Below are 10,172 nucleotides of genomic sequence, written 5' to 3' on the forward strand. Positions count from 1 at the left end.
TCCTCACTATAACTCAAAAAAGAAATAGTGGGTAAGATCACCCGTCGATGACCTTACCCACTAATCTTAGTATGTTTGTTATTATCATATTTATTTATTTTTCAATCTTTATCCGAATCTACCTGTTATATAATCTTTCGTTCTTTGATCTTGTGGTCTTGAAAATATAACAGATGTTTCATTACTTTCAATAAGTTCCCCCATTAAGAAAAATGCTGTTTGATCCGATACTCTGAAAGCTTGTTGCATATTATGAGTTACGATGACTACTGTATAGTCTTTTTTCAGTTGCAAAATCAGTTCCTCTATTTTCGCTGTTGATATCGGGTCTAGAGCAGATGTCGGCTCATCCATAAGTAGAACTGTCGGTTTTGTTGCAATGGCCCTCGCTATACATAAACGTTGTTGTTGTCCCCCTGATAATCCTAAAGCAGGGTCTTTTAAACGATCCTTCACTTCATCCCAAAGTCCAACATCTTTTAAACTTTTCTCCACTATTTCATTCAATTCTCTTTTCTTTTTAATCCCGTGGATTCTGGGACCGAAAGCAACATTATCATAAATAGATTGTGGGAAAGGATTTCCTTTTTGAAATACCATACCGATATCTTTTCTAATATTCTCTAAGTCGGATTTATTGTTTAAGATATTTTTCCCTCTAAAATTTATTTCACCGGACAATTTTACAGTTGGAACCATATTGACCATTAAATTTAGCGCTTTTAAAAAAGACGATTTCCCGCATCCAGAAGGTCCGATAATGGCAGTAACTTCTTTTTCTTCGATGGTAAGATTAATGTTTTTTAGGGCATGATGTTTTCCGTACCAAAGGTTAAAATCATGGATCGTTAATACGGGTTTTGATTTCGTCATCACTGATGGCATCGTCTTTCCTCCTTAACCGAATCGACCGGAAATGTAGTCTTCTGTTTTCTTTTCGTTTGGTTTATTGAAAATTATTTCAGTCTTGTCATACTCAACTAAGTTTCCATTTAGAAAAAACGCTGTTTGATCGGAAATTCTTTTAGCTTGCTGCATGTTATGCGTAACAATAATTATGGAGTAATCTTTTTTTAATTGGGTGATTAGCTCTTCAATCTTTGCATTCGATATTGGATCTAATGCCGAACAAGGTTCATCAAGTAATAATACAGACGGTTTTAATGCAATCGTTCTTGCAATACATAATCTTTGTTGCTGGCCACCGGATAAAGATAAGGCAGAATGATGAAGTCGATCCTTCACTTCATCCCAAAGGGCAGCTTTTGTTAAACTTTCTTCAACGATATCATCCAAGTCCTTTTTACTTTTGATCCCCGCAAACTTAAGTGCATGAGTAATATTATCGTATATAGATTTCGGAAATGGATTTGGTTTTTGAAATACCATTCCAATTTCTTTTCTTAAAGAAACTACATCCACATCTTCCCTCAACAAATTAATCCCGTCGTAAATAATCTCTCCTTCACATTTTGCCGTAGGAATTAAATCATTCATACGATTAATCGTTCTAAGAAATGTAGATTTCCCACATCCGGATGGACCAATAAGAGCTGTAACGGAATGTTTCTCGATATCCATGCTTACGTTTTTCACAACATGGTTTACACCATAAAAAACATTTAAATGATTTATCTTGAAAACATTGTCTTTTTCTTTTATTTCTTCCTTATTAGGTGTAAGACGATTTTCTAAATGAAGAATGCCTGACATATCATTCACATCCTTTGCCTTTTTATCTCACAGCTGTCAATCTTTGATGAATGACATTTCCAATCCAGCGTGCGAAAAGATTAAATAACAAAACAGAGATGACGAGAACGGCTGATGCTCCACTCGCTACTTCCGACACATCTGGAATAAGTCCTTGAGTATTTACCGACCAAATATGCACGGCTAATGTTTCGGCTGGTCTAAAAATGTTTAATGGAGATGTTTCCGAAAATGGATTCCAGTTCATGTAATCTAATCTAGGTGTCGATAAACCTGAGGTGAATAATAATGCGGCTGCTTCACCAAAAACCCGACCGGATGCTAAAATAGCCACTGTTAAAATTCCAGGGAATGCTCCTGGTAGTAAAATAGTTTTTATCGTATGCCAGTGTGTGACACCTAATGATAAACTTGCTTCTTTCAACTCTCTAGGAACAGATCGGATAGCATCTTCACTTACTCTAACCATGATCGGAATATTGAAAATAGATAATGCTAATGCACCGCCAATAATGGTGTATCCCCAACCGGTAGTATTAACAAACACTAATAACCCAAACATTCCAATGACAATCGAAGGTAAGGAAGATAAAACTTCAATACATGAGCGGATAAAATTAGTCAATTTCCCTGGCTTTGCGTATTCAGCCATATATATTCCACCTAGAACACCTAAAGGAACCGTCATAATCATCGTCAAGAAAAGGATGTAAAATGAATTAAACAGCTGATCTCTTATCCCACCACCGGCACGAATATTACTAGATGGCGATGTGAAAAATTCTATATTTAATTTTTGAAACCCTTGAACGACGATATAAGAAAATAAAGCAACTAGTAATGAAACAATGATCATGGCAATGGTGACAAACATACCTGTTGCCAAAAGATTAGCAAGTTTTCGATTCATTAAACTTTCCTCCTAGATGAAAGATAGCGAATCACTAGTATAAAAATAAATGACATCATAAGTAAAATAAGACCTAATGACCAAAGCGAGTTATTTTCTAAGCTTCCATAAGTGGTATGACCCATATTTAACGTAATGATTGTCGTTAAAGTTGCGGCAGGATCGATAATGGACTCTGGAAAATTCCGTACATTTCCGATAACCATTTGTACAGCTAATGCTTCTCCAAATGCTCTAGCCATCCCTAGTACAACCGCTGTTAATAATGATGGGAAAGCGGCGGGGATAAGTACTTTTCTTATCGTCTGCCAACGTGTAGCTCCTAAAGCATAGGAACCTTCTCTTAAACTATTAGGAAGTGAACTCATCGCATCGGTTGCAATCGATGTGACTGTTGGCAAGATCATAATGGATAAAACGATTGTTCCAGATAATAAACTAAATCCTAAGCCACCAACATGTTCACGAATAAATGGGACTAACAGAGTTAACCCAATAAATCCATATACAACGGAAGGAATACCAACTAAAAGCTCGATGGCGGGACGAAGAAATTTCCTCCCCCATTTAGGTGCAATTTCTGTCATAAATATCGCACCTCCTATGCCTAATGGAGCTGCAATGAATGCTGAAAGAAAAGTAACTGCAAATGAGCCAAAAATAAACGGTAAGGCACCGAAGGATGGATCATCTTTTGAAGTCGGATTCCACTCTATACTTGTTAAAAACTCAATAGGACTTAGTCCATTTTTTATAAAAGATTGTAAACCTTTTATAGTTAAAAAGATGGTGATTGCTAGTGTCAGCCCAATAATGATGAAAGCACTAATAGAAACTATCCACTTCCCACGAACTCCCCCATTTAATTTCTTTTTTCTTTTCTTCACTAATCGGTGATCTTTCAAATTGAGTGTTTTCTCCATGTTCGCTCCACCTCATTACATCCAATCATAGGGTAAATGTGCCCTCAAGGGACACACCTACCCCTTTTGAAAATTATCATCTATTATTTTTGCGTTATATTTCCTTTAGCATCACGTTCTACTTTCATTTTCGCAGATGAAATGTATCCTTGCGCTGGAAGAATAGTATTTTGAACTTCTTCACTAAACATGAAGTCTAGAAATTGCTTGATTACCCCTGTTGGTTCCCCTTTTGTATAGGAATGTTGATAGGCCCAGATTGGAAATTGACCATTTAGGACATTTTCAACTGTTGGTTCAACTCCATCAATCGATAACGCTACAATAGAATCATCTGTGAAATAAGAGAATGCTAGATAACCGATTGCACCTTTTGTTTCTGAGATAATTTTTTTAACGGTATTAGAGGAGTCTTCAGTGATTCCCTCTTCTGGTTCATTATTATCTAAACCATATTTCACAAACGTTGCACGAGTTCCAGAAGAATCTGGACGATTCACCAAAACAATTTCTTGATCTGCTCCACCTAACTCTTTCCAGTTTTTTATTTTCCCTGTAAAAACTTTGATTAAATCTTCTTTCGAAATGTTTGTTATCCCAACTTCCGGATGAACAGCTGCCGTCATCCCAACAACTGCCACTTTATGGTCAACTAATTCGTCAGCTGGAATCCCTTCTTTCTCCTCTGCAAAAACGTCTGAATTGCCAATATCAACAGATCCTTCAGCAACCTGACTTAAGCCTGTTCCTGATCCACCTGCATTCACTTGAATATCAACGTTTGGATGTTTATCCATGAACGCTTCTGCTGCCGCAGCTACTAATGGTTGCATGGCAGAAGAACCGGAAATCACGATTGTACCTGATAATTCTCCATCGTTTTTATTACCACTATTACTTGTGTTCGATTCTTTTGAACCACATGCGGCAAGTATTAGCGTGATGGTTGTTATGAACATAGCAATCGTCCATTTCTTTAACTGTCTCATTCAAGTTTCCCCCTAAAACATTTATTTTGACTTTCATTTTCATCATAAAGAGAAACTATTAATCTTGTTTAAATACAATGTAAAGCTTTTGTAAATAAAAATTAAAATTTTCAAACGAATCAATAAAACAAAAAAAGACTTGAAGATATTTCAATCCTCAAGTCAATCAATTATTGTTCATCTTGATCATTATCTTCGTCAGTTTCGTTTTTCTTATCTTCGTTTTTTTCTAAATCATTTTTCATCCTTTTTTCTTTAAGTTCAAAGTAAGCTCTTAATACTTGTTGACCAATTACGTTATTCGGACTATGGCCACTAGGTGAAACGCCATAATAAGCCCAAGGTACAACAATAGACATGGCCACTTCCGGTTGATCGTATGGAGCGTATCCAATTAATGTAAGATTATATACTTTTGTTCCCCATAATTTTTTATTCGGTCCGTAATAAAATGTCTCGGCCGTTCCTGTTTTACCAGCTGCATTATATGATTCATTGGAAAAGTAGTAAGATGCAGTTCCTTGACTTCCATGGAAAACTTGATAAAACCCTTGTTGAACCCGTTTGATCCACTCATCTTTCATATCTATACGGTTTAAGATTTGTGGCTTAATTTCTTCAATAATAGGCCCTAAAGCAGCATCTGCTTGTGGTTCTCTTATTTCTTTTACAATTTGCGGTTTCATTCGATATCCGCCATTAGCAATTGTTGAAACATATTGAGCAAGCTGTAAAGGTGTAACCGTATCATATTGTCCAATGGCATAATCCAGTAATAACCCCGGGTTATCAGGTTTATTTTTTAAACCAGATTCTTCATTTGGAAGGTCAATGCCGGTTTCAACTCCTAGACCAAATTGACTAAAATAATAGCGCATTTTGTTCATCGGTTCAGTTGCGTCCGAAATTCCAATGTATGGACTTCCAGGAACGTATCTTCCTTTACCGATATTTAATGCAGTATAAAACATATATACGTTGGATGAACGTTCTAATGCTTTAAGATCATCCACCCAACCCATGTTCGTCCAAGATTTTTTTATTTGTCCACCTAATTGTAAAGGTGCATCGTAAAAACGCGTTCCTGGTTGGATTGCACCTAATTGATAACCGGTTAATATCGTTGCTCCTTTGACAGTTGAACCAGGTTCAAATGTTTGTGTATATGTTCCTAAAGCAAAGTCTTCCATTTTTCCAGTTTCACGATTATATTGTTTTCCGGCCATTGACAAGATTTCACCAGTATTTGGATTCATTAAGACAACAAAGGCACGATCTAACGTTTCAGTTCTTGGTCTCTTAATACTTGCTAGTAATTCTTTCTCAATTATTTCTTCAACTTTAGTTTGTAATTCCATATCAATAGTTAATATTAAGTCTTTTCCACTTTCTCCTTCGTGGATGTATTCTGTTCCTAATACGTTACCATTATTATCCGTTACCATTTTTGACTTTGCTTTTTTTCCATGCAATACAGACTCATATCGTTTCTCAATGTAACTTTTTCCAACACGATCGTTCAAATTATAGTCACGGGATAAATAATAATATAAGTCACTTTCAGGTAGACCCTCATCATTATTCGTTACATTGCCTAAAACAGTTTTAAGTGTATGATCATACGCATACTCTCTTTGCCAATCAGTTGTGACGTCCACACCTGGTAGTTGTGATAAATTTTCACTAACAATGGCAAATTCTTCATCCGTTACGTTTTTATTTTTTATTATTACTTCGGATAAAGCATAGGCAGAGGCCATTTTCCGATAAATAGCAGCCACTTCTAAATCAATCGTACTTAATTCTTCATCGGTAATTCTCTCTCGTTTTAAATCGTCCAACTCAGCATTCGTTAATTTACCTTCTTGGAATTTTTTATATTCTTCTTTCGTAATTTTATCTTCCCCGTTATTATTCGTTAAAAGCCAAAAATCCCTTTTATCTCTGTCCGTTACTTTTTTGAAATCTTCTTCATTCATTTCTATAATAGAAGCAAGTTTCTCAGCAATTTCCAGCATTTCTTTCGGTTTTGGATTTTTGGGAGGAGTATATGTGATCGCTTTAAGCGGTACATTGTATACGATAGATTGATAATTCCGATCAAGAATTTCCCCACGAGGAACGTTTTTATTCACAGGGGTTTCTTCCGTTTTTCTTACTTGTTTCGTAAATTCTTCCCCATTAACGATTTGAACAACTCCGAGCCGTAAAATAAGGATTGAAAAAAGGATAAACACGGCAAAAAAGAGTAAATTCATTCTTATCGGGATATGCGATTTATTTTTCTTTTTGTTCATTCGTCCCCCTCCTTTTCTCCTTGGAATATTCCATTCTTTATTGTATAAGAAAAAGAGATATTTTTCTATAAAGGAACGTGCAATAAATAGAAAGAGCATTGGTAATTGTTGACGTAAAAAAAGGAGACTCAAGTAAGAGACTCCTTTGTTCTTTCGTTTTGGAAATGTATTTTCCGTATAAAAAAGTAAATGATCGAATGTCCCGCACCAATAAACATTAATAAAATAGGAATGCTTTCTTTCGGTGAAAAAAAGGTAATGGAAAATAAAAAAAGGAGAATAGAGATCGAACGACCAATATGTAAGAAAACTTCCCTAACGACAATATATTCAATTCTCATTTCTGCCGCTTTCCATCCATGCCCGATTACATCATAAGTAGTTGACACATAAGGAACTAATAAAATTGGGTAAGCTATGGCGATTACTGCAGCATAAGCGAGTAATCGTAAGTATGTAAAATTAAAGACGATTAGATAAATGGATGCATATAAAAGCAGCCCACCAATTAATATAGCTTTTTTTCGGTCTTTTCGTTTAATAAACCGTGTTGCTAAAAAATAACTAATAAAAGAAACAGCTGAATTTATAAGACCAAATTTACCTAAAGCCCATTCACTCCCCGTTGATAAAAAAACATATACACTGATAACGAACATAAACGTTCCTTCTCGTAATCCTTGAAATATGTGAGCATTTGTAATCAAACGCCAATTAATATTTCTTTTTCGTTCCTTCCAAATACGAACAAAATAATATTTTCCTTTTGCACTTCTACGATTAATAAAGAAACTTAATATAACCGCGCATGTAAATAACGCTAACGAAAAAGAAAAAATCAGAGTATAACCAGTGAAATTTTCCATCCTAGAAATGATATAACCTGCTAAAATTGGTCCTATCATCCCACCGAATGAAGATAGAATTCCTAAAAAACCGTTAAAAAAATCACGATTTTCCGGTTCTGTAATCTCAAACGTTAATATATTAAAAGCTAACCAATAAAATCCGTATCCAATACCTAATAATCCCCCAAGCACGATGAGAAATTGATTAGCGTTCGTACCAATAATTAACACCGTTAAATAAAATAAAGATAAAAAAATGACACCTAGCCTTAAAACAATGACTCGGTCAATTTTTTTTGCCCATCTACCAGCTAAAATAAAAATAAGTGGTTGTACAATTGTGACTGTCAAATTGTATATACCTAAATCTTTGAATTCTCCCGTTTGCTTCCATAAATAAATGTTGACAAATGTATTTGAAATCGCAACACTTAACGAATATAATCCACCAATAAGTAAAAGCAATATTAAATCTTTCGTGATTTCTACATTTCCAAGCCATTTCCTTCCTTTAACAATTTCGTTCATGTAAAACTCCCCTTTTCAAAAAATAGTTTTTGAAAAAGAGAGAAAAGATATTCTCTTTTTATTGGTGAATTTATCATAATTAAATAATAAAGAGTTCTTTTTTCATATTGAATCTTGTAAAATGTATGATTCCGAAGAACAAATTTCCGATACTGGAGAAGGAACCAAAACAACATATGACATGTTTTTTACATAAATGGAAGGTGAAGAATATGAACAGCATTTCCAATAAAATAACTTTTGCATACAATTTTGTAGTTGATAATGAAATTATTTCAAATAAAAATAAACGTGATGTTCCAACCATATTAGCGGTAGAAGCTACATTTACAATAAAAATCAATAATAAGTTATACTTTGAAACAGAGCTCGCTATTTTAGAATTTTATAAAGCATTATACGAATGGAAAGATAGAGTCACTGATGAACATATTCCAGAATTTCATTATTATACAATTGAATATGACGATTATGAAGGTGGTGCCATTTTGTCTTTAATTCCATTTTCCAATAAAGCAAGAGTGAAATCTATCTGGGCAGAGCAAGATTTATACAATGTTTTTAATTTAGACTATATTGTTGAGGAATTTATTCAATTAGAGCAAAATCTAAAACGAGATATAGAAAATTACTTTGGAATTGAGTTAAAAAAATTCATAAGACATATCCCATTGATAAAAGATCCTGGTTCGGACGATTAATAGCAAACAAAAAGAGAGGTTTGAATTCAAACCTCTCCGAGGGACAAACAAAGTTCCATAGGGAAAGACTTAGTTACTATTTCCAAACTCCAAGTAAAATCCTATTTCCCAATTATGATAAAAATCAGGTGTTAGTAACAGTGTTTTCGGTAACTATGCTGGAACTAAGTTTTTCTCTAAATGCAATGAGGATCTATTGGAATAATAGAGTATAGTTCATCCAATTGAAAAAAATATAGATATATAAACGATTTGTAAACATATAAAAAAGACTGAACCCGAAATGGATCCAGCCTTCTCCGCATTGATTTTGTATTGAATTTTTATTGAAAGAATATCTAAAACCGTTTATTAAATCCCCTTCGATTTTTATTCAGAGGAAAACTGGAAAAATAAATTTGATTAATATGATTATTTTGCTGCGTTGTAACGTTTGTTAACTTCTTCCCAGTTTACAACGTTCCAGAAGGAGTTAATGTATTCAGGACGACGGTTTTGATATTTTAAGTAATATGCATGCTCCCAAACATCTAAACCTAAAATAGGAGTTTTTCCTTCCATTAAAGGTGAATCTTGGTTTGGAGTACTTGTCACTTCAAGTTCACCGTTATTAACGACTAACCAAGCCCAACCAGAACCGAATCGAGTAGTAGCTGCTTTTGTAAATTCTTCTTTAAATGCTTCAAAGCTTCCGAATTTTTTGTTGATAGCTTCAGCTAATTCTCCAGTAGGTTCACCGCCGCCATTTGGAGATAAAATTTGCCAGAATAGTGAATGGTTTGCATGTCCTCCACCATTGTTTCTTACAGCTGTACGTACCGCTTCAGGAACTGCATCAAGGTTAGAAATTAAATCTTCTACGGATTTACTTAATAATTCTGTATTTCCTTCTAACGCATTGTTTAAGTTTGTTACGTAAGTATTATGATGTTTTGTGTGGTGAATATTCATTGTTTCTTTGTCAATATGAGGCTCTAATGCATCGTAGCTATACGGTAATTGTGGTAATTCGTATGCCATTTTTTCTTCCTCCTTTTATGTATGTTATTAAGCTTTAGATGGTTATTTTTACTAAAGCCTTTATCAATAGATTAACAAATTTACTTTGTTGATTCAATGATTTCGCCTTCGAAAATAATATCTCCCTAACTTTCAACAAACATACTAAAAATTCTTTTTCAATTAGAAACATACTAAGATTAGTGGGTAAGGTCATCGACGGGTGATCTTACCCACTATTTCTTTTTTGAGTTATAGTGAGGA

Annotated in this window: 9 protein-coding genes; 1 reads left to right on the top strand and 8 read right to left on the bottom strand. The window is 34.4% G+C overall.

Translation table 11 applies throughout. The features are described from left to right. Positions 1-108 precede the first annotated feature (108 nt). The 7 genes from pstB (AC3ASS_RS12625) to AC3ASS_RS12655 all read right to left on the bottom strand — a co-directional run bounded on the left by pstB (AC3ASS_RS12625) (position 109) and on the right by AC3ASS_RS12655 (position 8,208). Entirely contained in the window at positions 109-885 is a 777-nt protein-coding gene (gene pstB, locus AC3ASS_RS12625) for a phosphate ABC transporter ATP-binding protein PstB (protein ID WP_488283880.1), read from the bottom strand. Positions 886-897: 12 nt separating this feature from the next. Continuing rightward, positions 898-1,713: a phosphate ABC transporter ATP-binding protein PstB gene (gene pstB, locus AC3ASS_RS12630; RefSeq protein ID WP_488283881.1), complete on the bottom strand. Its 816-nt coding sequence runs from the start codon at positions 1,711-1,713 to the stop codon at positions 898-900. Between the two features lie 22 nt (positions 1,714-1,735). After that, positions 1,736-2,623, bottom strand: coding sequence for a phosphate ABC transporter permease PstA (gene pstA / locus AC3ASS_RS12635; RefSeq protein WP_488283882.1), 888 nt, complete (start codon positions 2,621-2,623; stop codon positions 1,736-1,738). Further along, the gene (gene pstC, locus AC3ASS_RS12640) at positions 2,623-3,546 is read right to left on the bottom strand and encodes a phosphate ABC transporter permease subunit PstC (RefSeq protein WP_488283883.1); all 924 of its coding nucleotides are present in this window, start codon (positions 3,544-3,546) and stop codon (positions 2,623-2,625) included. Before pstC ends, pstA begins: the two co-directional genes overlap by 1 nt. 83 nt (positions 3,547-3,629) lie before the next feature. After that, positions 3,630-4,535 (bottom strand): phosphate ABC transporter substrate-binding protein, encoded by a 906-nt coding sequence (locus tag AC3ASS_RS12645; protein ID WP_488283884.1) that lies wholly within the window; start codon positions 4,533-4,535, stop codon positions 3,630-3,632. Between the two features lie 170 nt (positions 4,536-4,705). Continuing rightward, positions 4,706-6,832 carry a peptidoglycan D,D-transpeptidase FtsI family protein gene (locus AC3ASS_RS12650; RefSeq protein ID WP_488283885.1) on the bottom strand — a complete coding sequence of 709 codons (2,127 nt, stop codon included), beginning with the start codon at positions 6,830-6,832 and terminating at the stop codon, positions 4,706-4,708. 128 nt (positions 6,833-6,960) lie between these two features. Further along, on the bottom strand, positions 6,961-8,208 hold the full coding sequence (locus AC3ASS_RS12655) for an MFS transporter (RefSeq protein ID WP_488283886.1): 1,248 nt from the start codon (positions 8,206-8,208) through the stop codon (positions 6,961-6,963). A 212-nt stretch (positions 8,209-8,420) separates the two neighbouring features. On the opposite strand from AC3ASS_RS12655, the gene AC3ASS_RS12660 reads away from it, so the two are divergent. Continuing rightward, complete coding sequence (locus AC3ASS_RS12660; protein WP_488283887.1) at positions 8,421-8,909, top strand: DUF7878 domain-containing protein; 489 nt, start codon at positions 8,421-8,423, stop codon at positions 8,907-8,909. A gap of 411 nt (positions 8,910-9,320) precedes the next feature. On the opposite strand, the gene AC3ASS_RS12665 is transcribed toward AC3ASS_RS12660, so the two are convergent. Further along, a complete protein-coding gene (locus AC3ASS_RS12665; protein ID WP_488283888.1) occupies positions 9,321-9,929 on the bottom strand; it encodes a superoxide dismutase in 609 nt (202 codons plus the stop codon). Between the last annotated feature and the right edge of the window lie 243 nt (positions 9,930-10,172).

The organism is Bacillus sp. JST-5 (assembly GCF_057747715.1).

What these genes read in the sequence shown, in the direction of transcription:
- AC3ASS_RS12650 (WP_488283885.1), bottom strand. Translation starts at nt 6,832, where the DNA reads ATGAACAAAAAGAAAAATAAATCGCATATCCCGATAAGAATGAATTTA.
- AC3ASS_RS12665 (WP_488283888.1), bottom strand. Translation starts at nt 9,929, where the DNA reads ATGGCATACGAATTACCACAATTACCGTATAGCTACGATGCATTAGAG.
- pstA (WP_488283882.1), bottom strand. Translation starts at nt 2,623, where the DNA reads ATGAATCGAAAACTTGCTAATCTTTTGGCAACAGGTATGTTTGTCACC.
- AC3ASS_RS12655 (WP_488283886.1), bottom strand. Translation starts at nt 8,208, where the DNA reads ATGAACGAAATTGTTAAAGGAAGGAAATGGCTTGGAAATGTAGAAATC.
- AC3ASS_RS12660 (WP_488283887.1), top strand. Translation starts at nt 8,421, where the DNA reads ATGAACAGCATTTCCAATAAAATAACTTTTGCATACAATTTTGTAGTT.
- pstC (WP_488283883.1), bottom strand. Translation starts at nt 3,546, where the DNA reads ATGGAGAAAACACTCAATTTGAAAGATCACCGATTAGTGAAGAAAAGA.
- pstB (WP_488283880.1), bottom strand. Translation starts at nt 885, where the DNA reads ATGCCATCAGTGATGACGAAATCAAAACCCGTATTAACGATCCATGAT.
- pstB (WP_488283881.1), bottom strand. Translation starts at nt 1,713, where the DNA reads ATGTCAGGCATTCTTCATTTAGAAAATCGTCTTACACCTAATAAGGAA.
- AC3ASS_RS12645 (WP_488283884.1), bottom strand. Translation starts at nt 4,535, where the DNA reads ATGAGACAGTTAAAGAAATGGACGATTGCTATGTTCATAACAACCATC.